We start from the raw sequence: 22,911 nt of genomic DNA on the forward strand, positions 1-22,911 counted from the left end.
CCGCCTGCGCGCGGCACCCGCGTGCCTATATCCATCACCTGATCAAGTCCGGAGAGATGCTTGGGCCGATGCTGCTGACCTGGCACAACGTGGCGTACTATCAGGACCTGATGCGCGGCCTGCGCGCCGCCATCCTCGACGGCCGCTTCGCAGCACATGCGCCCACGCTCGCCGCCCAGTGGGCACAGGGAGACGAGGCATGACGGGCTACGAGAGCCTGACCCAACTCGGCCGGCCGAGCACGATCCCCGCCTCGCCCGGAGAGGCGGTGATCGAGCGTGTCGCCAATCCGGAGCCGGGCTTCACCTATGTCGTGCGCTTCGTCTGCCCCGAGTTCACCGCGCTCTGCCCGCTGACCGGCCAGCCCGACTTCGCGCATCTGGTGCTCGACTACATCCCCGACGCGTGGATCGTCGAGAGCAAGTCGCTGAAGCTCTTTCTCGCCAGCTTCCGCAACCACGGCGCGTTCCACGAGGCCTGCACGCTGATGGTCGCACGCCGCGTGGTCGATTTGCTCATGCCGAAGTGGCTGCGCATCGGCGGCTACTGGTACCCGCGCGGCGGCATGCCGATCGACGTGTTCTGGCAGACCGGTGCGCCGCCCGAGGGGGTGTGGATCCCGCCCCAGGAGGTGGCGCCGTATCGTGGCCGCGGCTGATCCCAAGGCATTGATCCGCGCCGAGGCGGAACGTCTCGGCTTCGACGCGGTCGGCTTCACGCGCGCCACCCTGCCGCCAGAGGCGCGCACACGGCTCGACGCCTTCCTGGCCGCCGGCCGGCATGGCGCGATGCGCTGGCTCGCTGAGCGCGCGGCACAGCGTGCGCGCCCGCGGGCACTCTGGCCCGAGGCGGTCAGCGTGATCGCGCTCGGCATGTCCTACGCGCCCGACCGCGATCCGCTGGAGACGCTCACGCACCGCTCCGTCGGCACGATCAGCGTCTATGCGCGCGGCCGCGACTACCACGATGTGGTGAAGGGACGGCTCAAGCAGCTCGGCCAGTTCATCCACGCCCGCTTCGGCGCCGCGCTCAAGGTGTTCGTCGACACCGCGCCGGTGATGGAGAAGCCGCTCGGCGCGCAGGCCGGGATCGGCTGGCAGGGCAAGCACACCAATCTGGTCTCGCGCCGGCACGGCTCGTGGCTGTTCCTCGGCGAGATCTACACCACGCTCGACCTGGTACCCGACCCGCCGCATCGCGATCGCTGCGGGTCCTGCCGCCGCTGCCTCGATGTCTGCCCGACCGACGCCTTCCCCGCGCCCTACCAGCTCGACGCGACGCGCTGCATCTCCTACCTGACGATCGAGCACGACGGCCCGATCCCCGAGGCGCTGCGCCCGGCCATCGGCAACCGCATCTATGGCTGCGACGACTGTCTTGCCGTCTGCCCCTGGAACCGCTTCGCGACCACGGCGCGCGAGGCGAAGCTGCACGCGCGCGACGATCTCAACGCGCCGCGCCTCGCCGCGCTCGCGCGGCTTGATGATGCGGCCTTCCGTGCGCTCTTCTCGGGCAGCCCGATCAAGCGCAGCGGGCGCAGCCGCTTCGTGCGCAACGTGCTGATCGCGATCGGCAACAGCGCCGATCCGTCGCTTCTCCCGGTCGCGGAGGACCTCGCCCGCGATCCCGATCCCGTCGTCGCCGAGGCCGCCCGCTGGGCCGCCGCCCGCCTGGTTCCGGAGACCGTTGCATGACCGATGCCAACCGCACCGAGACCGACAGCCTCGGCACGATCGAGATCCCGGCCGACAAGCTCTGGGGTCCGCAGACCGAGCGCGCGCGGAGGTTGTTCAGGATCGGCGTCGAACGCTTCCCGCCCGTGCTGATTCGCGCCGTCGGCCTGCAGAAGCAGGCGGCGGCCGAGGCGAATCTCGAACTCGGCGAGCTCCCGCGCGCGATCGCCGAGCCGATCATCGCCGCCGCCGCCGAGATCGCGGCGAACAGGCTCGACGAGCACTTCCCGCTGCCCGTGTGGCAGACCGGTTCGGGCACCCAGACCAACATGAACGCGAACGAGGTGATCGCGAACCGTGCCGCGCAGATGCTCGACCGCCCGCTCGGCGCGCGCGACCCGGTGCACCCGAACGATCACGTCAATCGCGGCCAATCCTCGAACGACTCCTTCCCGACCGTGATGCACATCGCCGCGATCGAGGCGGTGGAGCACCGCCTGCTGCCCGCGCTCGACGCGCTGCGCTTCGCGCTCTCGGCGCGCGCGGAGGCGTGGGAGCGGATCGTCAAGCTCGGCCGCACGCACATGATGGACGCGGTGCCGATGACGCTCGGCCAGGAGTTCGCCACCTTCGCCGCGCAACTCGCCCACGCGATCGCCCGCGTGCGCGCCACGCGCGCCGATCTCGCCATGCTGCCACAGGGCGGCACCGCCGTCGGCACGGGGCTCAACCGCCATCCGGCGTTCGATCGCGTCTTCTGCGAGCGTCTCTCCGCGCTGACGGGGCGCGCCTACACGCCGGCGGCGCTGAAGTTCGAGCCGATGGCCGCGCATGACGCGCTGGTCGCGCTCTCGGCCGCGCTCTCCGGCCTCGCGGTCACGCTCATGAAGCTCGGCAACGACATCCGCCTGCTCGGCTCGGGGCCGCGCGCGGGGCTGGCCGAGCTGATCGTACCGGCCGACGGGCTCTCCTCCTCGATCATGCCGGGCAAGACCAACCCGACCCAGGTCGAGGCACTGACGCAGGTCTGTGCGCTCGCAATCGGCAACCACACGACGGTCACGCTCGCCGCGAGCCACGGCCACCTCCAGCTCAACGTGTTCAAGCCGGTGATCATCCACGCCGTGCTGCAATCGGCCGGTCTGCTCGCCGATGCGGCCGACGGCTTCGCGCGCAACATGATCGAGAAGCTTCAGCCCAACGAGCCGCAGATCGCGCGCCACGTCGCCAATTCGCTGATGCTGGTGACCGCGCTCAGTCCGAGCCTCGGCTACGACCGCGCGGTCGCGATCGGCAAGAAGGCGCTCGCCGAGAACATCACGCTGCGCGAGGCGGCGGTGGCACTTGGTCACCTCACGGGAGAGGAGTTCGATGCGCTGGTGCGCCCCGAGGAGATGACGCGCCCCGGCGTGACGCTGCCGGGCGGCGGATGACCGCTCGGCATCTGGAGAAGCGCTCGGTCAGTCTGGCCGGGCATCGGACCTCGGTGGCGCTCGAGCCGCCGTTCTGGACCGCTCTCGAAACGGCTGCGCGGCGCCGGCGGGTCTCGCTCGCGGGCCTCGTCGCCGCGATCGATGCCGGCCGCACCGACCCCGCGATCCCGCTCTCCAGTGCGTTGCGGGTGTTCGCGCTCGCCGAGGCTCAGCGCGTCGGCTGAGCCGCCCGTTCGGCGAGGAATCGTGCGGCCCCGGCCGTCTCGGCTGCCCGCAGCGGCGCCTGCCACGACCCGGTCGCCCGCAAGCCGATCCGCGGCAGCGGCTCGGCGCCCAACGGCGCGATCGTGATGCCGAGATCGAGCGAACCGCCACGCAGATCGATCTCGCCGAGGACCTGCGCCGTGCCGGCCGAAGCCACAAGCTGGGACTGACCGAGTGACGCCACGCCGTCGTTGATCGTGAACCGCGCCTCGAACCGGTCGAAGCCGGTCGCGCCCTCGGCCAGCGCGGCGCGCAGCGCGGCGAGACCGTCCGCAACCGGCACCGGGCTCTGCAGCGCATCGGCAACCTGGCCGAGGTCAAAGCCGATCAGCACGCCGTCGCTCGCCGCCACGCGCCCCTCGCCCGAGAGCGAGGCGAGCATCGTCAGCGGGCTGCGGCCGATCGCGTTGAGCCGTGCCTCGGCCGTGACGCGTCCGCCGCCGAGATCGAACGCGATCCCGAACAGCGGCCCCGCGAGTACCGCATCGGAGATCGATCCCTCGGCCACGAAGACACCGTCCACCGGATCGAGGCGCATCATGCCCTGCACTGTTCCGCCGCCCGCCGTCCCGGCGAGACGCGTCACCGCCACCACGCCATCCGCAAGTTCGACGGCAGCCTCCATGCGCGACAGGGCAGCCTGTCCACCCACCGACAGTTCCGCCGCGCGGAGCACCACGGCCGCAGTCCATCCCGGGAGAATCGCATCGGGCAGCAGCGACGGGTCGCGCGGATCGATGCCGGGCAGCGGCAGGTTCTCGGCCTCCACCGTCAGCGCGGCGCGACGCGCATCCGCATCGACCGCGATCTCGCCGGAAACCTGGGCGCGCAGTCCGCCGATGCCGACCTCCGTGGCACGCAGCGCGACGCGCCGGCCATGCTCGGTGCGCTGTGCGGTGGCCACGCCGACCAGCGTGAGCGCACCCTCGCCGAGCCATGGCGTCGGGTCAGCCACCCCCAGGGCCTGCAACAGACGCGTCGCGCCGGGATGGCGCAGGGCCACCCGTCCGGTCATCCGGCCGAGCCCAGGGTCGGCGGTGCCGGTGGCCTCGATCCGCGCGTCCATCGCCTCCGCCACCGCGGTGACCGCGAGCGCCTCGCCCTCGGCCTTGGCGTTGGCGCGGAGCGTGTATCCGCCGAGCCACATCGGCCGGGCAGCAGCCACCACCTGCCAGGGCACGATCGGCACGAGACCCGAGACATCCGTGCCGGCGAACGAGAGATCGAGCGCGGTGAGCCGCGGCTGGGCGCCAAGCATGCCCTCGCCCGTGGCTGCAAGCCGTCCGCCCGCGACATCGCCGACCGACAGTCGTCGCACGGTCACGCGCCCCGCCTCCAACGCTCCGTCCAGCGCGACATCGCGGGCGGTGAAGTCGTCCATCGGCACGACGCCGACCTCCAGACGCAGCGCGAGGTCGACGCCGGCGAACGCCGGACTGCCTGGCGCCGGGACCTGCCCGGCGAGCCAGGGCTTGGGGTCGAGCCGATCGATCGTCAGGGCCGCCGTCACCGACGGTCGCGCGGTGTCGGTGCGCAGCCCCAGCGTGCCGGCGATCCCGATACCGTCCAGCGCAGTGCCGTCGGCGACCTCGACCTGCACGTGGCCGGGTTCCGCAACCACGCTGCCGGAGATGCTGAGCGCGCGCAGGACCTCCGGACCCGCCCAGGCCGGCACGGCATCGAGCCAGGCGAGCAGGCCGCGCAGATCCGGTGCGTCGACCTCTACGAGTCCGTCGAACCGCGGTCCCTTGTCGTTGCTCGACACGCTGCCGCCGATCGCAAGCTCGGCGCCGCCCGGCAGCAGCGCGGTCGCCTCGTTGACCGCGATCTGACCGTCCGCCACGACGGCTGCGACGCGCAGCGCGCGCAGCGTTCCGCCGAACAGACCGGCCGCCTCGACCGAGAGGTCGAGTCCGACCGGAATGGGCGGGCTCGCGATCAGCCCGCGCGCAGGCCGCACCCACGGATCAAGGTCGAGCCGGACGGCTGCGAGCGCGACATCCGCGCGCGGTGCGCTGTCGAGACGCAGCGAGACGGCTCCGGTCAGACGGGACTCGCCGATGCGAAGGTCGAGCTGGTCCGCGGTCGCCGCCCCGCCCTCGGCCGAGATGCGCGCCTCAGCATGGAACGGCAGCGCCGGCCCAGGCAGGATCGCCGAAAGATCGCTGCCCTCCGCCCGGATCGTGCCGGCGAAGGCGAAGCCGCCATGCCAGGCGATGCCGGTCGTGCTGAGCCGGGCGCCACGCGTGGCGAGCGTTGCGTCGAGCGTGGCAGCGCCGTCGAAGCCGGGCTGACCGAGCCCGACCGAGAAATCGACCGGGCGCGCGGCGAACTCGAAGCGCCCCTCCGCGGCGTACGGGCCGCTCGCACCGACCGAGGACAAGCGCGCGTTGACACCGGCCAGACGCAAGGCGCCAAACGTGACCTCGCCGTTCTCAAGCCGCACCTCGGCGCCGGCGAACAGCGGCGTGGGCCGGCTGGCAACTTCCCAGAGCGGGGCGGGAAGCCCCGCCATGGTCAGCCGTGGAGCCACGAGGGTCAGGTCGGTGACGACCACGCGGCCACGCAGGAGTGGCACCAGCGCGAGCCCGAGCCGGATCTCCTGGGCCGAGCCGCTGAACCCGTCGCCGGCATCGCCGATCGAGACGCCGCGCGCCGTCAGCCGCGGCTGGGGCAGCATCTCGAGCGCGAAGGCACCGTCGATGCGGACGTCCCGACCGAGTCGTGACTCACCGATGCGCTGAAGCTCAGCGCGGTACTCGGTCCAGTCAAGGTGCCGTGGCACCAGCCACAGCGCCAGCAGCGCGGCCGCGGCGAGGAACGCGAGGAGCCAAGCAGTAGAGCGGAAGATCACTCTCACACGCGCGGATTGCCAGACGCGCGGCCTGTCCACAAGCGCGAAGCCTCACGCCGGTGCGCCGTACCCTCCGCCGCCGGGGGTCTCGATCACGAAGACCTCGCCGGGATTAAGGTCGGCACGGTCGGTCCCCGTCAGCATGTCGATCCGGCCGCCGGCGCGTTCGACCCATTGCCGGCCCGAAGCGCCGTCCGCCCCGCCCGCCAGCCCGAAGGGCGGGACGTTCCGACGGCTCGCGAGAATCACGGCGGTCATCGGTGCGAGGAACCGTACGCGCCGCACCGCGCCGTCGCCACCGCGCCACATCCCGTCCCCGCCGGAACCACGGCGGATCGCGAACTGCTCGAGCAGCACGGGGTAGCGGAGCTCCAGCACCTCCGGATCGGTCATGCGGGTGTTCGTCATGTGGGTCTGCACGGCCGAGGTGCCGTGGAACCCCGGCCCGGCGCCCGTGCCGCCGCAGATGGTCTCGTAGTACTGCAGCTGTCCGTCGCCGAAGGTGAAGTTGTTCATCGTCGCCTGCGAACACGCCATCGCGCCGAGCGCGCCGAACAGCGCGTTGGTCACCGCCTGGCTGACTTCGACATTGCCGGCGACCACCGCCGCCGGCGGCTGTGGCGAGAGGAAAGAGTTCTCCGGCAGCACGATCGTGATCGGCTTCAGGCAACCGTCGTTCAGCGGAATATCCTCGCCAACCAGGCAGCGGAAGCAGTAGAGCACGGCAGCGCGAGTCACCGCCGGCGGGGCGTTGAAGTTGTCGTCGCGCTGCGCGGCCGTGCCCGTGAAGTCCACCGTGGCCGTCCGCGCTTCATGGTCGACGCTGACGGTCACACGCAGCACGTCGCCGTTGTCCATCCGATAGTCGAAGCTGCCGTCGTTCAACCGACCGATCACGCGACGGACGGATTCCTCCGCGTTGTCCATCACATGGCGCATGTAGCGCCGCACCGTATCGAGCCCGTACTGGCGCACGATCCGATGCAGCTCCTGCACACCCTTCTCGTTCGCCGCAACCTGGGCGCGGATATCGGCAATGTTCACCTCCGGGCTGCGCGCGGGATAGCGGGCACCGGTGAGCAGCTTGCGGAACTCGGCCTCGCGGAACCGCCCGGCCTCCAGCAACAGGAAGTCGTCCACCAGCACGCCCTCCTCTTCGAGCGTGCGAGAGAGTGGCGGCATCGAACCCGGCGTGATCCCGCCGACATCGGCGTGGTGGCCGCGCGAGCCGACGAAGAACAGAATCTCGGCCCCCGCCTCGTCGAACACCGGCGTGATCACGGTGATGTCGGGCAGGTGCGTGCCGCCGTTGTAGGGGTTGTTCAGCGCCACCACGTCCCCAGGGTTCAGCGTGGCGCCACGCGAGCGAATCACTGTGCGCACGGACTCGCCCATCGCGCCGAGGTGAACCGGGATGTGCGGCGCGTTCGCGATCAGCCCGCCCACGGCGTCGAACAGCGCGCAGGAAAAGTCGAGCCGCTCCTTGATGTTGACCGACTGGGCAGTGTTCTGGAGCACCGCGCCGGTCTGCTCGGCGATCGACATGAACAGGTTGTTGAACAGCTCGAGCACCACCGGATCGGCGCCGCCCCCGCGCGCCTCGGTGCCGATCGCCACGAGCGCCGGCCGCGGCACGGCGCGGCGCAGGACCAGGTGGTTCGCCGCCGTCACCTCGGCGGCCCAGCCGGGCTCGATCACCGTGGTCGCGTTCGCCTCGCGGATCAGCGCCGGGCCGAGCAGGCGGTCACCGGCTCGCAGCGCGTCGCGTTCGAACACCGGGGTGTCGTACGCGCGCCCACCCGAGAACATCGAGACGCGGTCGATCGACTCGGGCTCGCCCTCGGCGCGCGCCGCGAGGCGGGCCTCGCGCACCTCATCGCCGGGCGCAGTGGCCTCGACCGCCACAGCCTCGACGATCAGCTCGCGCTCGGGCGTGGCGAAGCCGAACCGCGCACGGTGCGCCTCCGTGAACGCGGCAAGAATACCTGGAAGCTCGCCGAACGGCACTTCGAGCGGCGTGTCGGTGCCGGCGTAGCGGATGTGCAGCATCCGTGCGACCGCGATCGTCTCGCGCGGCGCGCCCTGAGCCGCGAGCGCGTCCTTCGCCTCGTCGGACAGCGCATCCAGCCGCGTCTTCAGCATCGGCAGCGCGGTTGCATCGAGCGTCGTCTCGACTGCCGCCTCGCGCATCGCCGACTGCGCCGCCAGCCCCATGCCATAGGCGGAGAGCACACCCGCATGCGGGTGGATGAACACCGTCTCCATGCCGAGCTCGTCGGCCACCAGGCAGGCATGCTGGCCACCCGCGCCACCGAAGCACTGGAGCGCGAAGCGGGACGGGTCGCGGCCCTTCTGGATGCTCACCTGCTTGATCGCGTTGGCCATGTTCGCGACCGCGATCTTCAGGAACCCCTCGGCGACCTCGCGCGGGTCCTTGAGCGGCGTGTCCGTGTCACGCGCGATCCGGGCAGCAAGCGCGAGGAACCCGTCGCGTACGACCGCATCGTCGAGCGCCTGGTCGCCGGACGGCCCGAAGAGCGCCGGGAAGTGCCGCGGCTGGATCTTGCCAACGCAGACATTCGCGTCGGTGACGGTGAGCGGCCCGCCGCGGCGGTAGCAGGCCGGCCCGGGATTGGCGCCCGCGCTGTCGGGGCCGACGCGGTAGCGCGCGCCGTCGAAGTGCAGGATGGACCCGCCGCCGGCCGCGACCGTGTTGATCGCCATCATCGGCGCGCGGATGCGCACGCCCGCGACAAGCGTCTCGTAGGCGCGCTCGAACCCGTCGTCGTAGAGCGCGACGTCGGTCGAGGTGCCACCCATGTCGAAGCCGATGATGCGGTCGAATCCGGCCATGCCGGCGGTTCGCGCCGCGCCGACGATGCCGCCCGCGGGCCCGGACAGGATCGCGTCCTTGCCCTGGAAGGCATCGGCGCGCGCAAGCCCGCCGTTCGACTGCATGAAGTAGAGCGGCGTGTCACCCAACTCCTCCTGCACCTGACAGACGTAGCGGCGCAGGATCGGCGAGAGATAGGCGTCCACAACCGTGGTGTCGCCGCGGCCGACCCACCTGATCAGTGGGCTTACCGCGTGGCTGGCGCTCACCTGGGGGAAGCCGAGCTCGCGCGCGATCGCGGCGAGCCGCGCCTCGTGGTCGGGAAACCTCCAGGCGTGCATCAGCACGATCGCGACGGCGCGGATGCCGTCGTCCCAGGCCGCGCGCAGCGCGGCCCGCGCTGCCGCCTCGTCGAGCGGCTCGATCTCGGTGCCGTCCACGGTCAGGCGCCCCGGGATTTCGACCACGCACTCGTAGAGGAGCTCGGGCAGGGTGATGGCGAGATCGAACAGCCGCGGCCGGGTCTGGTAGCCGATGCGCAACGCGTCGGCGAAGCCCCGGTTCACCAGCAGCAGCGTCCGTTCGCCCCTGCGCTCAAGCAGCGCGTTGGTCGCGACCGTGGTGCCCATCTTCACCGCCTCCACCAAGCCGAGCGGAATCGGCGCATCCGGGGCGAGACCGAGCACCTGACGGATACCGGCCACCGCGGCGTCGCGATACCGGCCCGGGTTCTCCGAGAGCAGCTTGTGCGCCGAGAGTGTGCCGTCCGGCGCACGTGCGACGACGTCGGTGAAGGTGCCGCCGCGATCGATCCAGAACTGCCAGGTCATGCTGAGGGCACCGCGTGGGGAGATGGCGCGCCAAGGATCGGCCAGCGCCGCCGATCGGGCAACCCGACGCCTCAGAACGCCGCGAGCTGGGCGTTCGTGAGGTCCGTCACGAGCATCGAGCCGGGCGCGTGGGTGATCGCGAAGGGGATGCGCGCGGCCGCAATCGCCGCCTGGGGCGTCACCCCGCAGGCCCAGAACACGGGGAGTTCGTCCGCCTCGACCGGCACCGCATCGCCGTAGTGCGGGCGCAGGATGTCCTCGATGCCGATCAGGCGCGGATCGCCGAGATGCACCGGCGCGCCGTGCACCGCGGGAAAGCGCGAGGTGATCTGGATCGCCCGGATCGCATCCGCCGCGCGCAGCGGCCGCATCGACACGACCAGCGGGCCGGCGAAGGGACCGGCCGGCGCGCAGGCGATCGCGGTGCGCCACATCCCCACGTTGCAGCCGCGCGCGATGTGGCGGAGCGGGACGCCGGCCGCGAGCAGCGCCTCCTCGAAGCTGAACGAGCAGCCAATCACGAACGCCACGAGGTCGCCGCGCCAATGCGCCGCGATGTCGGTGGGCTCCTCGACCAGCTGGCCGTCGCGCCAGACCCGGTAGCGCGGCAGGTCGGTGCGGATGTCGAGATCGGCCCCCAGCGCGGGGATGCGCGGATCGCCGGGCTCGGAGATGCCGACGATCGGGCAGGGCTTGGGGTTGAGCGTGCAGAAGCGCAGGAAGTCGGCGGCCTGGTCGCGCGGCAGGATCGCCAGGTTGCCCTGGACATGGCCCGGCGCGAGCCCGGCCGTGGTGCCGGCGAACCCGTCGCGGGCGAGCAGCCGGGCGGCAAGCCCGGTCTCGGCCCGCGGCCGCTCGGCGGCGATCGGCGTGATCACGGTCATTGGCGCAGCTCCCGGCAGCCGCCCGCCAGCATAGCGCAGACCGCGCGGCCGTCTTCATCATGTGGTGACACCTGCCGGCCATATCGGCTCCGTGCGTTTCCGGCCAGGGGGCTGCGTGGTAGCGTCGTCCAGGGACAGAACGCGAACGGCAGGCGGTTCTTGAGCATCTGGGGCAAGATCCTGGGCGGCGTGGCGGGGTTCGCGATGGGCGGGCCGCTCGGCGCCGTTCTCGGCGCCGCGCTGGGCCACGCCGCGGATGCGCGCCCGCCCGGCAGCGGCAGCCCGGCCGACCTGCTCGGACGCACCGACCCGCTGCGCATGGCCGAGCTCGCGCAGATGATCGGCAGCCGCGAGACGGTGTTCTCGATCTCCGTGGTGGCGCTCGCCGCCAAGCTCGCCAAGGTGGACGGGCCGGTGAAGCGGGCGGAGATCAACGCGTTCAAGCGCATGTTCCGCTTCCCGCCCGAGGCGGCGAAGGACATCGGCAAGCTGTGGGACGGCGCGCGCCAGACCGCCGAAGGCTACGAGGCGTTCGCCGAGAAGCTCGCCGAGGCCTTCGCCGACAACCGCACCGTGCTCGAGGAGGTGCTGGCGAGCCTGCACCAGCTCGCGCTCGCTGACGGGCCGATCAACGCCGCCGAGCGCCGCTTCATCGACGACGTGGCGCGGCGGATGGGGCTCAGCGAGCGCGAGCGGGAGCGCGCGCGCTCAGGCGGCTCTGCCCGGCCGCAGCCGGATGAGCCCGATCCCTACGAGGTGCTGGGCGTGGCGCGCAACGCGCCGGACGACGAGGTGCGCGCGGCGTGGCGGCAGCTGATGCGCGAGAACCACCCCGACACGCTGGCCTCGCGCAACGTGCCGCCGCGCTTCGTCGAGCACGCCACGAAGCGGGTGGCGGAGATCAACAACGCCTGGAGCCGGATCAAGCGCGAGCGCGGGCTGTAGCCGGCCTCAATCGACGTAGAGCCCGCCGTTGATGTGCACGACCTCGCCGTTGACGAAGCTGGCCGCCGGCGAGAGCAGGAAGGCGATCACGGACGCGACCTCCTCGGGCTGACCGAAGCGGCCCAGCGGCGTCATCTTCAGGAAGTCGGGCCCGCGCTCGGGCAGGAACTTCTCCACCATCGTCGTCAGGATCACGCCGGGCGAGACGGCGTTGACGCGGAGCCGCGGCCCGAGTTCGGCGGCAAGACTGCGGCTGAAGCTGATCACCGCGCCCTTGGTCGCGGCGTAGTGCGCGTAGTTCCGCGAGCCGCGATGCGCGGCGAGCGAGGCGATGTTCACGATCGAGCCGCCCTCCGCCATCAGCGGCACGATCGCGCGGCAGACCTTGAACGTGCCGTCGAGGTTGACGGCCATCATGCGCCGCCACGCCTCGTCGGTGAGCTCGGTGAGCGCGCCGGGGAAGTGGATGCCGGCGGCGTTGACCAGGCCGTCGGGGACGAGACCGGCGTCGCGGCAGGCAGCGGCGATGCGCTCGCCACCGTCCGCGGCAACGTCGGCCCGGACGGCGTGCACGTCGGGCGCGACCGCCGCGCCGGACGCGTCGAGATCGGCGCAGACCAGTCGCGCGCCGAGCCGGTGCAGCAGCAGCGCGGTGGCGCGGCCGATGCCGTTGGCCGCACCGGTGACGACGATCGTCTTGCCGCTGAAGTCGATCATGCGTCCCTCACACGTAACCGTAGGCCGTCCAGCCGCCGTCCACCGCGAGCACGTGGCCGGTGATGTACGCGTTGGCCGGATCGAGCAGGAACAGGATCGCGCGCGCGATCTCCTCCGGCCTCGCGAGCCGGCCGACCGGCGTGCGGCGTGCGAGCGGGGCGGTGTCGAGCTCGCCCGCGCGGACGGCGGCGCCGATCAGGTCGGTCTCGACATAGCCGGGAGCGACCGCATTCACGCGCACGCCGTGCGCCGCCCACTCGATCGCCAGCACCTTGGTCATCGCCGCCACTGCCGCCTTGGACGCGCAGTAGGCGAGCCGTTCCGGGGCCGCGACCAGCGAGTAGATCGACCCGAGATTGACGATCGCGCCCGCGCCTTGCGCGACCATGCGCCGTCCGGCCTCGCGCGCGCAGAAGAACACGCCGTCGAGGTTGATGCGCATGACGCGCGACCAGTCCTCGTCGGTGAGCGCGAGCGCGGCGCGCTTGCCGATGACGCCGGCGTTGTTCACCAGCATGTCGAGTCCGCCCCAGCGCGCGTCGAGTTCGGCGAAGGCGGCGCAGACCTCCGCCGGCTCGGCCACCGAGGCGGGAAGCGCGAGCACCTCGGCGCCGCTGCCACGCAGCTCGGCCGCGGCCTCTTCGAGGCGCGCGGCGTCGGTGTCGAGCAGCGCGAGGCGCGCGCCCTCGGCGGCGAGCGCGCGCGCGGTCGCAAGTCCGATCCCGGCGGCCCCGCCGGTGATCAGCGCGCGTCCGTCGGTGAGACGTCGGATCATGGCGGACTCGTTGGGTTCCGGTGCTATCGCGTGGTGCCCTCACCCTCGATGCGACAGACCTCCGCACCGACCTCCACGGTCTCCCCCACGGGGACCAGGATCTCGATCAGGCGCCCGTCGCACGGCGCCTCCACCTCCAGCGTCGCCTTCTCGGTCTCGATGTCGTAGAGGATCTCGCCCCGGGTGAAGGCATCGCCCGGCTGCTTGCGCCAGGCCGTGATCGTGCCCTCCTCCATGTTCATGGAGATGCGCGGCAGCTTCAGCGCGGCCTTCATGGCTCAGCGTCCGAGCGTGGCACGGACCGCGGCGGCGATACGCTCGGGATCGGGCAGCAGCGCCTTCTCGAGCGGCGGCGAATAGGGGATCGCCACGTCCGGCACCGTCACGCGCTTCGGCGCGGCCTTGAGCGCGCCCCAGGCGGCCTCCGTCGCCACGGCAACGATGTGGCTCGCCGCGCTGCAGGTGTCGCGCGCCTCGTCCACCACGACCAGCCGGCCCGTGCGCCGGACGCTCGCCACGATCGTCGCCTCGTCGAGTGGCATCAGCGTGCGCGGGTCGATCACCTCCGCCTCGATCCCCTCGCCGGCCAGCGCCTCGGCTGCGCGCATCGCCGGGCGCACCATCGCGCCGATCGCGACCAGCGTGACGTCGGTCCCAGGGCGCTTCACTTCAGCCACGCCGAGCGGGATCGTGTACTCCTCGTCCGGCACGTCGCCCGCCTCGCCGCCGCGGCCGGCCGCCTGGAGGAAGATCACCGGGTTGTCGTCGCGGATCGCGCCCTTGAGCAGACCCTTCGCATCCGCCGGCGAGGCCGGCAGCACCACCTTAATGCCGCCCAGGTTCATGAACATCGGATGCATCGCGTCAGAGTGCTGCGCCGCCGAGGAGCGCCCCGCACCGAACACGCCCATGTAGACGACGGGCACCTTGATCTGCCCGCCGGTCATGTAACGCAACTTCGCCGCCTGGTTCGCGATCGCGTCCATGCCGGTGTAGAGAAAATTGCCGTACATCATGTGGCAGATCGGGCGGTATCCGGCCGCCGCCGCGCCGACCGCCATGCCGGTCATCACCGTCTCGCAGATCGGGGTGTTGCGCACGCGGTCGGGGCCGAAGGTCGCGTGCAGCCCGCGCGTGTCGCCCATGATGCTGATCTCGACATCCTCGCCGAACAGGATCACGCGCGGATCGCGCGCCATCTCCTCGGCGAGCGCCTCGTTGATCGCCTGGATCATCCGACGCCGTGCCATCGCGCGCTCCCTCAGGCGAACATGAACCGGCGCGCCTGGTCGGGCGCGGGATAAGGGCTGTCGGTCGCATAGGCGACCGCCGCGGCGACGGTGGCGGCGATCTCCGCCTCGATCGCCTCGCGCGCCGAGGCCGGTGCGATCGCGTGCTCGTCCATGTAGCCAGCGAGCCGCGCGATCGGATCGCGCGTCGCCCACTCCGCCACCTCCTCGTCGCTGCGGTAGCTCCCCTGGAGGAAACTCGCCTCGCTCTCGACATGGCCGCGCAGCCGGTAGGTGCGGCACTCGATCAGGCTGGAGCCTTCACCCGCGCGCGCGCGCCGCACCGCAGCCGAAGCCGCCTGCCAGACCGCGATCACGTCATTGCCGTCCACCGCCGCCGACGGCACGCCGAAGGGCTTGGCGCGATCCGCGATCGCGCCGGCCGTCACGGTGTCGGTCGGCGAGAACTCGGAGAAGCCGTTGTTCTCGCACACCAGCACGAGTGGAAGCTTCCACAGCGCCGAAACGTTCAGCGCCTCCATCAGCACACCCTGGTTGGCCGCCCCGTCGCCGAAGAACACCACCGACACGGCACCCTTGCGGTCGAGTTGCGCGGCGAGCGCGGCGCCCACCGCGAGCCCGATGCCGCCGCCGACGATGCCATTCGCACCGAGAATCCCCTTCGAGAAGTCGGCGACATGCATCGAGCCGCCCATGCCACGGCACACCCCGCCCTCGCGGCCGTACACCTCGGCGACGAGCAGCTTCGGGTCGCCGCCCTTGGCGAGAAAATGCCCGTGCCCGCGATGCGTGGACGCGATCCAGTCGGCGTCATTCAGATGCGCGCAGACGCCCGTCGCGATCGCCTCCTCGCCGATATAGAGATGCACCGGCCCGGGCAGGTCGCCGCGCTTGAAGTCCTCGCCGAGCCGCTCCTCGACCCGCCGGATCAGCAGCATGCGACGATAGAGCCCGAGCAGATCCTCGGCGGAGAGATTGATCTCGGACGGCGTGCGCATGGGGGCTGCGGTTCCTCCTCGATGTCCGACGGACGTTCACCGTCCTTGACGCCAATGGGCGCGCGCGAGATTGCAGGTGTCAAGGCGGGACGGTGTTCGTTCCGTCGTAGATGCAACCAAAGACGCGCCATGAACCTTGTCACCGAACCGATCGATCGACCCTCGCCGAATCACGACGCGCGTCCCGACGGCATCCCCATCGACATGCTCGTGCTGCACTACACCGGGATGCGCTCCGGCGCGGAGGCGCTCGATCGACTGTGCGATCCGGCGGCGAAGGTCTCGTCGCACTACCTGGTCGAGGAGGACGGCCGGATCTTCGCGCTCGTTGCGGAGACGCGACGCGCCTGGCACGCGGGGCTCTCCTGGTGGCGCGGCCATGCCGGGCTGAACGACCGTTCGATCGGCATCGAGATCGTCAATCCCGGCCACGAGTGGGGCTATCGCGACTTCCCGGAGGCGCAGATCGAGGCGCTCATCCCGCTCTGCCGGGCGATCCTCGCGCGGCATCCGATCCCGCCGCGCAACGTCGTCGGGCACAGCGACGTGGCACCTGCGCGCAAGCAGGATCCGGGCGAGCGCTTCCCCTGGGCGCGGCTCGCCGCCGCCGGCATCGGGCTCTGGCCGGGCGAGGCGCCGGCGGCCGTTGACGAGGTGCCACCGATCGCGCCCGGCGAGGACGGCGACGGGGTGCGCGCGCTCCGGGCGACGCTGCGGCGGATCGGCTACCAGGTCGCTCCCGTCGGCCCGGCCGACGCGGCACTCGCCACGGTGCTGGCAGGGTTCCAGCGCCACTGGGCGCCGCACCGCACCGACGGGGTGGCGGACGGACGCACCCGTTGGGCGGTCGGCCGCGTGGCTGCCATCGCCGAGGGACGCATCGGCGGGGCTTGACCCCACCCCCCTCCCCGTCACACATCCGCAATCGGGTCAGGCGGCTGGACGGCCGCGCTCTCCACCGCCGAAAGGCCGGGGGGTGAGGAAAGTCCGGGCTCCATGGGAACACGGTGCCGGGTAACGCCCGGCGGGGGCAACCCCAGGGACAGTGCCACAGAGAACAGACCGCCGGCGCGCCGCGAGGCCCGTCGGCAAGGGTGAAACGGTGCGGCAAGAGCGCACCGCGGCCCCGGCAACGGGGACGGCACGGCAAACCCCACCGGGAGCAAGACCGAATAGGGGCGGGCGGCGGAAGCCCTCAACAGGCAGGCCGCAGGCGTGTTCCCGCGCATCCCGCCCGGGTAGGTCGCTCGAGGCGTCCGGTGACGGGCGTCCCAGACGAATGGCCGTCCAGGGGTGGCGACACTCCGGACAGAACCCGGCTTACAGGCCGCCTGACCCGGCGCCCAAGCCGTCATGATCGAGAACAAATCGTGAATACTTGGCCTGCGACCCACCTCGTCCCATGCGCCCCGCGCGAGGACCGTAAAGCCCCTGTTCATCATTGCCCGGAGCCAAGACAAACCCTGGAAATCCCAAGACAATCCGGCTCGTTTCCGTTGACGCCCATGATCGACCATGATATCCCATTTCTGACCATGACGCGGCGGCGTCGTGGCCCGCCGTTCCCGCCGCCTCGCGGCACCGGAGCGCGCATGCGGGACGGTCCCGTCCCGCCGGGCATGGAGGTGAAGGGGCTGCACGGAGCGGATGGGCCAGTTCCTGGGCACCCATGCGAACAGGCTGGACAGCAAGGGCCGGGTCTCGGTCCCGGCGGCGTTCCGCACGGCTCTGGCCAGCTTCGATACCGGTGAACTGATCCTGCGCCCAAGCCACAAATGGCCCTGCATCGAGGCCTGGCCCGAGCCTGCCTTCCGCGACTTCGCCAGCCGGCTCGACCACTTCGACGCCTTCTCCGACGAGCATGACGACCTCGCCGTCGCGCTGTTCTCCGACGCCCAGTCGGCGGCCCCGGATGCCGAGGGCCGGATCGTGCTGAACGAGCGGTTGACCGAGTTCGCCCAGCTGGTGGCGGGCAAGCCGGTCGCCTTCGTCGGCTTCGGCAAGATTTTCCTGATCTGGGAGCCGGCGCTCGCCCAGGAGTACCTGCCGCAGTCGGTGGCGCGGGCGCGCGAGCGCGGCCTGACCGTGCCGCGGGACGCACGCGCATGACCGCCCCCGGCCATGTCCCTGTGATGCTGCGCGAGGTGGTCGGCCTGCTCGCCCCGCGCGACGGCGGGCTCTACCTCGATGCGACCTTCGGCGGCGGCGGCTACGCGGCGGCGTTCCTCGCGGCCGCACGCTGCACCGTGTTCGCGATCGACCGTGACCCGGACGCGATCGCGCGGGGTGCGGCACTCGCCGCCCGCCATCCCGGCCGGCTGCATCTGATCGAGGGCCGGTTCGGCGACATGGTGGCACTCCTCGCCGCGCGCGGCGTCGCCGCGCTCGACGGGGTCGCCTTCGATCTCGGCATCTCCTCGTTCCAGCTTGACGAGGCGGCGCGCGGCTTCTCGTTCCGCGCCGAGGGGCCGCTCGACATGCGCATGGGCCGCAGCGGCACCAGGGCAGCGGATCTCGTGAACACGCTGGATGAGCGTTCGCTCGCCGACCTGATCCACCGCTTCGGCGAGGAGCGTCATGCGCGCCGGGTCGCGCGCGCGATCGTGCGCGCCCGCGCGGAGGCGCCAATCACCACCACCAGCGGTCTCGCCGCGATCGTGCGCGCCGCCGTGCCGCGCAGCGCCGACGGCATCGATCCGGCGACACGCAGCTTCCAGGCCTTGCGAATCGGTGTGAACGAGGAACTTGATGAACTCGCGCGCGGGCTCGCCGCGGCGATCGGGCTGCTCTCGCCGGGCGGGCGGATCGTCGCGGTCTCGTTTCATTCGCTCGAGGACCGGATCGTCAAGCGCGCCCTCGCCGAAGCCGCCGGCCGCGCGCCCGGCGCCTCGCGCCACGACCCGGCGGCGCTGGCCACCCGCCCTGCCCCACGGCTGCGCCTGCTGACGCCGAAGCCGCTGACGCCCGGCTCGGATGAGGCCGCCGCCAACCCCCGCGCGCGCAGTGCGCGCCTGCGCGCCGCCGAGCGGCTTGCCGCCGGGGGGGGCGCATGATCCGCGCCTCCACCCTGATCTGGGCCGGGCTGGTCGTCCTTGCCGGGCTGTTCCTCTATCAGGTGAAGCACGACGTGCAGACCCTGGAGGACGAACTTGCCGGAGTGAACCGGCGTATTCTCGCGACCCAGGACCGCATCCACGTCCTGCGCGCGGAATGGTCGCTGTTGAACGAGCCGGAGCGGCTCGGCGACCTCGCGCAGCGGCACCTCGCGCTTGCGCCGATGCGGCCTGACCAGTTCGCTCGCCCCGCCGATGTTGCCGAGCGGGTTGCGCTGTCCCGCCCCGGCCCCGCCGAGCCGCCGGCCACAGAGCCGCGCGCGCCCGCCGCGGTCGCGGTCGCCACCGCCGAGACGCCGGCGCTGCCGCTGCCTCCGCCCTTCCCGCCCAAGCCGCCGCAGCGTGAGATCGCGCGTCCCGCCCCGCCGGATCCGCCTGCGGCGAGCCGGGACACGCAGCCCGAAGGCCCGCAACGCCGCGAGATCGCGGTACGCGCGCCCGAGCGCCCTGCGCCGGCGCGCGAGACTTCGTCGCCGACGCCTCGGCCTGACGCGACCGACGCGCCGCCGCCGGTGCAGACGGCGGCCTTGCCGTCCCGACCGGAAGCCCCGGCCCGCCCGGCCGCCGTCTCCGCCCTCGGCGCGCCCGCCGCCGCGCTGCCGCCGCCCGTGCCGCGCCCGGCCGGAGGCCCGCGTTGACCCGCGGCGCGCCCCCGCCCGTGCCGCCGCCGCCGGTCCACGTCCCGCCGCGCCGCCCGCCGGTCGTGACCACCTCCGACGGTCGGCGGCGCGGCCAGTTGGACACCGCACGCACCCGCCTCGCCGTCGGCGCCGGCGTGTTCGGGCTGATGTTCCTCACCCTGGCCGCACGCGTGGTGGATGTCAGCCTGCTGGCCGAGGGCCAGCCGCGCGTCGCCGCCACGCCGCAAGCGGTGATCACCGCCGAACCCCGGGTCGAGCGGGCGTCGATCGTCGATCGCAACGGTGTGCTGCTGGCCGCCAGCCTGCCGACGGCCGCGCTCTACGCCAACCCGCGCGAGATCGCAGATCCCGTCGAGGCCGCGCGCAAGCTCGCGACGGTCCTGCCCGACATCGATCCCGCCCTGCTCGCGCCGCGGCTCGATGGTGATCGGCAGTTCGTCTACATCCGCCGCCACCTGACGCCGCGCGAGCAGGACGCGGTGAACCGCCTCGGCGTCCCGGGCGTATACTTCCAGCGTGCCGAGCGCCGCGTCTATCCGCAGGGACATGCGGCGGTGCACGTGCTCGGCGGGACGGACGTGGACGGCAACGGCATCGCCGGGGTCGAGCGGCAGTTCGACGCGCGACTGCGCGAACAGGTGGGCAGCCCGCTCCAGCTCTCGCTCGACATCCGCGTCCAGCATGTCCTGCGCGAGGCGCTCGGCCGCGCGATCGGACGGTTCGAGGCGATCGGCGGCGCCGGCGTCGTGATGGACGTGACGACCGGCGAAGTGCTGGCGATGGTCAGCCTGCCCGACTACGACCCGGCCGAGGTCGCCACCGCGCCTGCCGAGTCGCGCTTCAACCGCATCACTGTCGGTGTCTACGAGCCGGGCTCGACGTTCAAGATCCTCTCCACCGCCATGGCGCTCGATCTCGGCACGACGCGGCTCGCCGGGGGCTACGACGCGTCGCGACCGATCACCTATGGCCGGTTCACCATCAGCGACTTCCGCGGCAAGAACCGCTGGCTGACGGTGCCCGAGATCTTCGCCTACTCCTCCAATATCGGCACCGCGCGAATGGTGCTGGAGGTCGGCGTGCCGCGGCACCGCGCATTTCTCGACAGGCTCGGCATGACGCGGCGCCTCGGGATCGAACTGCCCGAAGCGGCGTTGCCGCTCGCACCGAGCGCGCGCAACTGGAAGGAGATCAACACGCTCACGATCGCCTTCGGCCACGGCATCTCGGTGACGCCGCTCCATGTCGCGACCGGGACCGCGGCCATGGTGAATGGCGGCGTGCTGCATCGACCGACCCTGCTCGCGCGCGATCCGGCAGCGCCGCTCCCGGTGGGCGAGCGGGTGATCCGCGCCGAGACCTCGGCGACGCTGCGCCGGCTGATGCGGCTGACCGTGACCCACGGCAGCGGCAGGGGCGCGGAGGTACCGGGCTATTTCGTCGGCGGCAAGACCGGCACGGCGCAGAAGGTGGGCAGCCACGGTCGCTATCTTCGGGACGCGCGGATCTCCTCCTTCACCGGCATCTTCCCGGCCCACCGCCCGCGCTACGTCGTCTACCTGATGATCGACGAACCGAAGCCGCAGCGCGACACGCACGGCTTCGCGACCGGCGGCTGGGTTGCCGCACCGGCGGCGAAGGAGGTGATCGAACGGATCGGGCCGTTGCTCGGCATCGTGCCGGAGCCCGAGACCGAGACGATCCGTTCGGCGCTCGCGATCACCCTGCCGGGGCAGGCGCCCGCCCGCCCGGCCGCCGCGCCCGCCGCACAGCGCCAGGCGGCGCTGCCTGCGCCGGAGCGCCGCGTTGCGGCTCAGTGAGCTCATGCACGGGGTGATCGGGACGGCCACGCTGGGCGGGACGACGCTCGACCTCGCGCGCCTCTCTGCGTTCTCGGTGACGGGTCTGACGGCGGACAGCCGCACGGTGCAGCCGGGCGACCTGTTCGCCGCGCTGCCCGGCGGCCGCGCCGACGGTCGACGCTTCATCGCCGATGCGGTCGCGCGAGGGGCCGCGGCCGTGCTCGCACCAGAGGGCACGGTGTGGCCACCCGGCGTGCCGCCGCGCCCCCTGATCACGGATGCCGATCCGCGCCGTCGCCTCGCGCTGATGGCCGCCGCAGTCCATGCCGTGCAGCCTGCGACCATGGCCGCGGTCACCGGCACCAACGGCAAGACCAGCACGGTCGATTTCCTGCGCCAGATCTGGGCGGCACTGCACCACGGACGCGCAGCCTCGCTCGGCACGCTCGGCGTGATCGCCCCAGGCATGGACCCTGGCGGGGGGCTCACCACGCCCGATCCGGTGGCGCTGCACGCCACGCTCGCGGAACTCGCGCGGAGTGGGATCGCGCACGCGGCCATGGAAGCGTCCTCGCACGGCCTGGAGCAGCGCCGGCTGGACGGCGTAAGGCTCGCGGCGGCCGCGTTCACCACCTTCACGCGCGATCATCTCGACTACCACGGTTCCATGGCGGCCTATCTTGATGCCAAGCTGAGACTGTTCGGCGCGCTGCTGCCGGAGGGAGCGCCGGCGGTGGCGCACACCGCCCTGCCGGAGGAGGCACGCGCGGCCCTGCGTGCGGTCGCGCAGCGGCGGCGCCTTCGCCTGCTGACAGTCGGACCGGGCGGCGCCTTCATCGACATGGCACGCGCCGAACCGCGCGCCGACGGCACCGCGGTCACGCTGCATCACGTCGGGCGGACGCGTGCGCTCGCCCTGCCGCTCGTCGGATTCCAGGTCGACAACGCCGTCACTGCGGCTGCCCTGGCCATCGCCACCGGTGCGCGCGCCGAGGATGTATTGGCGCTGCTGCCACGGCTCGCCGGCGTGCGCGGACGCGTCGAGCGCGTCACTGTGCTGCCGAACGGCGCGGCGGTGTATGTCGACTACGCGCACACGCCCGACGCGATTGCCTCGGTACTGCGTGCGCTGCGCCCGCACGCCGCGGGGCGCGTCACGATCGTGTTCGGCGCCGGCGGCGACCGGGATCCCGGCAAGCGCGCGCCGATGGGCACTGCGGCCTCCGCCGCCGACCGCCTGATCGTGACCGACGACAATCCGCGCAGCGAGGACCCGGCCGCGATCCGCGCCGCTGTCCTTGCCGGTTGCCCCGGCGCGGAGGAGATCGGCGACCGCCGCGCCGCGATCGTCGCTGCCATCGCCGGGCTCGGCCCGGGCGATCTCGCGGTGATCGCCGGCAAGGGCCACGAGCAGGGCCAGGTCGTCGGCGATCGCGTGATCCCGTTCGACGATGCGACGGTGGCGCGCGAGGAAGCCGCGCGGAGGGGCCCGTGACGGCGCTCTGGAGCGCGGCCGAGATCGCTGCGGCGACCGGCGGGACAGCGCTTGCGCCGTTCACCGCCACCGGGGTCGCGATCGATACGCGCACCCTCGAACCCGGCGACCTGTTCGTCGCTCTGCGGGGCGAGGCGCGCGACGGCCACCGCTTCGTCGCCGAGGCGATGCGCAAGGGTGCGGCGGGCGCGCTGGTCTCGCACCTGCCGACCGAACGTCCAGCCAATCCCACACTGGTGACCGTTGCCGATACCGAGGTCGCCTTGACCGATCTTGGCCGCGCCGGGCGCGCGCGGGCGACCGCGCAGGTGATCGCGGTCACCGGCAGCGTCGGCAAGACCGGCACCAAGGAGGCGCTGCGGCACGTCCTGTTGTCCCAGGGCCCGACTCACGCCGCCGCTGCG

General features: G+C 72.2%; 20 protein-coding genes, 1 other RNA gene and 1 pseudogene. 14 read left to right on the forward strand and 8 right to left on the reverse strand.

The genetic code is table 11. From position 1 onward, the window contains the following. The 5 genes and pseudogenes from ACTIFU_RS13045 to ACTIFU_RS13065 form a co-directional block, all read left to right on the forward strand. A pseudogene (locus ACTIFU_RS13045) lies at window positions 1-203 on the forward strand (tRNA guanosine(34) transglycosylase Tgt); the annotation flags it as partial. Continuing rightward, the gene (gene queF / locus ACTIFU_RS13050) at window positions 200-658 is read left to right on the forward strand and encodes a preQ(1) synthase (protein ID WP_439578747.1); all 459 of its coding nucleotides are present in this window, start codon (window positions 200-202) and stop codon (window positions 656-658) included. The pseudogene ACTIFU_RS13045 and the gene queF, both read left to right, overlap by 4 nt. Continuing rightward, window positions 645-1,694 (forward strand): tRNA epoxyqueuosine(34) reductase QueG, encoded by a 1,050-nt coding sequence (gene queG, locus ACTIFU_RS13055; protein ID WP_439578748.1) that lies wholly within the window; start codon window positions 645-647, stop codon window positions 1,692-1,694. Before queF ends, queG begins: the two co-directional genes overlap by 14 nt. Next, window positions 1,691-3,106, forward strand: a complete 1,416-nt coding sequence (locus tag ACTIFU_RS13060; RefSeq protein WP_439578749.1) for a class II fumarate hydratase — start codon at window positions 1,691-1,693, stop codon at window positions 3,104-3,106. The genes queG and ACTIFU_RS13060 overlap by 4 nt, the downstream gene beginning before the upstream one ends. Then, window positions 3,103-3,330, forward strand: a complete 228-nt coding sequence (locus ACTIFU_RS13065; protein WP_439578750.1) for a ribbon-helix-helix domain-containing protein — start codon at window positions 3,103-3,105, stop codon at window positions 3,328-3,330. Before ACTIFU_RS13060 ends, ACTIFU_RS13065 begins: the two co-directional genes overlap by 4 nt. Here the strand turns inward: ACTIFU_RS13065 and ACTIFU_RS13070 are convergent. From ACTIFU_RS13070 to ACTIFU_RS13080, 3 genes are all read right to left on the reverse strand, one after another. After that, window positions 3,315-6,224 (reverse strand): AsmA family protein, encoded by a 2,910-nt coding sequence (locus ACTIFU_RS13070; RefSeq protein WP_439578751.1) that lies wholly within the window; start codon window positions 6,222-6,224, stop codon window positions 3,315-3,317. The genes ACTIFU_RS13065 and ACTIFU_RS13070 overlap by 16 nt on opposite strands. A 51-nt stretch (window positions 6,225-6,275) precedes the next feature. Further along, complete coding sequence (locus tag ACTIFU_RS13075) at window positions 6,276-9,887, reverse strand: hydantoinase B/oxoprolinase family protein (protein WP_439578752.1); 3,612 nt, start codon at window positions 9,885-9,887, stop codon at window positions 6,276-6,278. 71 nt (window positions 9,888-9,958) lie between these two features. Further along, window positions 9,959-10,771, reverse strand: a complete 813-nt coding sequence (locus ACTIFU_RS13080) for a putative hydro-lyase (RefSeq protein ID WP_439578753.1) — start codon at window positions 10,769-10,771, stop codon at window positions 9,959-9,961. A 159-nt stretch (window positions 10,772-10,930) separates the two neighbouring features. Here ACTIFU_RS13080 and ACTIFU_RS13085 point away from each other — a divergent pair, with 159 nt between their 5' ends. Beyond that, window positions 10,931-11,716, forward strand: a complete 786-nt coding sequence (locus tag ACTIFU_RS13085; protein ID WP_439578754.1) for a TerB family tellurite resistance protein — start codon at window positions 10,931-10,933, stop codon at window positions 11,714-11,716. A 6-nt stretch (window positions 11,717-11,722) separates the two neighbouring features. On the opposite strand, the gene ACTIFU_RS13090 is transcribed toward ACTIFU_RS13085, so the two are convergent. The 5 genes from ACTIFU_RS13090 to ACTIFU_RS13110 are packed head-to-tail and all read right to left on the reverse strand — an operon-like array spanning window position 11,723 to window position 15,456. Further along, the gene (locus tag ACTIFU_RS13090) at window positions 11,723-12,433 is read right to left on the reverse strand and encodes an SDR family NAD(P)-dependent oxidoreductase (RefSeq protein ID WP_439578755.1); all 711 of its coding nucleotides are present in this window, start codon (window positions 12,431-12,433) and stop codon (window positions 11,723-11,725) included. Window positions 12,434-12,440: 7 nt separating this feature from the next. Then, window positions 12,441-13,208 carry an SDR family NAD(P)-dependent oxidoreductase gene (locus ACTIFU_RS13095; RefSeq protein ID WP_439578756.1) on the reverse strand — a complete coding sequence of 256 codons (768 nt, stop codon included), beginning with the start codon at window positions 13,206-13,208 and terminating at the stop codon, window positions 12,441-12,443. A gap of 23 nt (window positions 13,209-13,231) precedes the next feature. Next, the gene (locus ACTIFU_RS13100) at window positions 13,232-13,483 is read right to left on the reverse strand and encodes a lipoyl domain-containing protein (RefSeq protein WP_439578757.1); all 252 of its coding nucleotides are present in this window, start codon (window positions 13,481-13,483) and stop codon (window positions 13,232-13,234) included. Between the two features lie 3 nt (window positions 13,484-13,486). Further along, complete coding sequence (locus ACTIFU_RS13105) at window positions 13,487-14,458, reverse strand: alpha-ketoacid dehydrogenase subunit beta (RefSeq protein WP_439578758.1); 972 nt, start codon at window positions 14,456-14,458, stop codon at window positions 13,487-13,489. Between the two features lie 11 nt (window positions 14,459-14,469). Beyond that, a complete protein-coding gene (locus ACTIFU_RS13110; RefSeq protein WP_439578759.1) occupies window positions 14,470-15,456 on the reverse strand; it encodes a thiamine pyrophosphate-dependent dehydrogenase E1 component subunit alpha in 987 nt (328 codons plus the stop codon). 129 nt (window positions 15,457-15,585) lie between these two features. Between ACTIFU_RS13110 and ACTIFU_RS13115 the strand changes: the two genes are divergently transcribed. The 8 genes from ACTIFU_RS13115 to ACTIFU_RS13150 all read left to right on the forward strand — a co-directional run. Then, the gene (locus tag ACTIFU_RS13115; RefSeq protein ID WP_439578760.1) at window positions 15,586-16,350 is read left to right on the forward strand and encodes an N-acetylmuramoyl-L-alanine amidase; all 765 of its coding nucleotides are present in this window, start codon (window positions 15,586-15,588) and stop codon (window positions 16,348-16,350) included. 36 nt (window positions 16,351-16,386) lie between these two features. Then, window positions 16,387-16,795: RNase P RNA component class A (rnpB, locus tag ACTIFU_RS13120), an RNA gene on the forward strand. Between the two features lie 308 nt (window positions 16,796-17,103). Further along, complete coding sequence (locus tag ACTIFU_RS13125; RefSeq protein ID WP_439578761.1) at window positions 17,104-17,565, forward strand: division/cell wall cluster transcriptional repressor MraZ; 462 nt, start codon at window positions 17,104-17,106, stop codon at window positions 17,563-17,565. Then, complete coding sequence (rsmH, locus tag ACTIFU_RS13130) at window positions 17,562-18,509, forward strand: 16S rRNA (cytosine(1402)-N(4))-methyltransferase RsmH (RefSeq protein ID WP_439578762.1); 948 nt, start codon at window positions 17,562-17,564, stop codon at window positions 18,507-18,509. Before ACTIFU_RS13125 ends, rsmH begins: the two co-directional genes overlap by 4 nt. After that, window positions 18,506-19,207: a cell division protein FtsL gene (ftsL, locus tag ACTIFU_RS13135; protein ID WP_439578763.1), complete on the forward strand. Its 702-nt coding sequence runs from the start codon at window positions 18,506-18,508 to the stop codon at window positions 19,205-19,207. The genes rsmH and ftsL overlap by 4 nt, the downstream gene beginning before the upstream one ends. Before the next feature lie 98 nt (window positions 19,208-19,305). After that, window positions 19,306-21,030, forward strand: a complete 1,725-nt coding sequence (locus ACTIFU_RS13140) for a peptidoglycan D,D-transpeptidase FtsI family protein (RefSeq protein ID WP_439578764.1) — start codon at window positions 19,306-19,308, stop codon at window positions 21,028-21,030. Between the two features lie 4 nt (window positions 21,031-21,034). Next, window positions 21,035-22,507: a UDP-N-acetylmuramoyl-L-alanyl-D-glutamate--2,6-diaminopimelate ligase gene (locus ACTIFU_RS13145; RefSeq protein ID WP_439578765.1), complete on the forward strand. Its 1,473-nt coding sequence runs from the start codon at window positions 21,035-21,037 to the stop codon at window positions 22,505-22,507. After that, window positions 22,504-22,911 (forward strand): Mur ligase domain-containing protein (locus ACTIFU_RS13150; RefSeq protein WP_439578766.1); only part of this gene is annotated, 408 nt, incomplete at its 3' end. The genes ACTIFU_RS13145 and ACTIFU_RS13150, both read left to right, overlap by 4 nt.

The sequence above is a fragment of the Elioraea sp. genome, assembly GCF_051860475.1.
In the GTDB taxonomy this organism is placed as follows: domain Bacteria; phylum Pseudomonadota; class Alphaproteobacteria; order Acetobacterales; family Acetobacteraceae; genus Elioraea.

What these genes read in the sequence shown, in the direction of transcription:
- queF (WP_439578747.1), top strand. Translation starts at nt 200, where the DNA reads ATGACGGGCTACGAGAGCCTGACCCAACTCGGCCGGCCGAGCACGATC.
- ACTIFU_RS13060 (WP_439578749.1), top strand. Translation starts at nt 1,691, where the DNA reads ATGACCGATGCCAACCGCACCGAGACCGACAGCCTCGGCACGATCGAG.
- ACTIFU_RS13065 (WP_439578750.1), top strand. Translation starts at nt 3,103, where the DNA reads ATGACCGCTCGGCATCTGGAGAAGCGCTCGGTCAGTCTGGCCGGGCAT.
- ACTIFU_RS13075 (WP_439578752.1), bottom strand. Translation starts at nt 9,887, where the DNA reads ATGACCTGGCAGTTCTGGATCGATCGCGGCGGCACCTTCACCGACGTC.
- ACTIFU_RS13080 (WP_439578753.1), bottom strand. Translation starts at nt 10,771, where the DNA reads ATGACCGTGATCACGCCGATCGCCGCCGAGCGGCCGCGGGCCGAGACC.
- ACTIFU_RS13090 (WP_439578755.1), bottom strand. Translation starts at nt 12,433, where the DNA reads ATGATCGACTTCAGCGGCAAGACGATCGTCGTCACCGGTGCGGCCAAC.
- ACTIFU_RS13095 (WP_439578756.1), bottom strand. Translation starts at nt 13,208, where the DNA reads ATGATCCGACGTCTCACCGACGGACGCGCGCTGATCACCGGCGGGGCC.
- ACTIFU_RS13100 (WP_439578757.1), bottom strand. Translation starts at nt 13,483, where the DNA reads ATGAAGGCCGCGCTGAAGCTGCCGCGCATCTCCATGAACATGGAGGAG.
- ACTIFU_RS13105 (WP_439578758.1), bottom strand. Translation starts at nt 14,458, where the DNA reads ATGGCACGGCGTCGGATGATCCAGGCGATCAACGAGGCGCTCGCCGAG.
- ACTIFU_RS13110 (WP_439578759.1), bottom strand. Translation starts at nt 15,456, where the DNA reads ATGCGCACGCCGTCCGAGATCAATCTCTCCGCCGAGGATCTGCTCGGG.
- ACTIFU_RS13115 (WP_439578760.1), top strand. Translation starts at nt 15,586, where the DNA reads ATGAACCTTGTCACCGAACCGATCGATCGACCCTCGCCGAATCACGAC.
- ACTIFU_RS13125 (WP_439578761.1), top strand. Translation starts at nt 17,104, where the DNA reads ATGGGCCAGTTCCTGGGCACCCATGCGAACAGGCTGGACAGCAAGGGC.
- rsmH (WP_439578762.1), top strand. Translation starts at nt 17,562, where the DNA reads ATGACCGCCCCCGGCCATGTCCCTGTGATGCTGCGCGAGGTGGTCGGC.
- ftsL (WP_439578763.1), top strand. Translation starts at nt 18,506, where the DNA reads ATGATCCGCGCCTCCACCCTGATCTGGGCCGGGCTGGTCGTCCTTGCC.
- ACTIFU_RS13145 (WP_439578765.1), top strand. Translation starts at nt 21,035, where the DNA reads ATGCACGGGGTGATCGGGACGGCCACGCTGGGCGGGACGACGCTCGAC.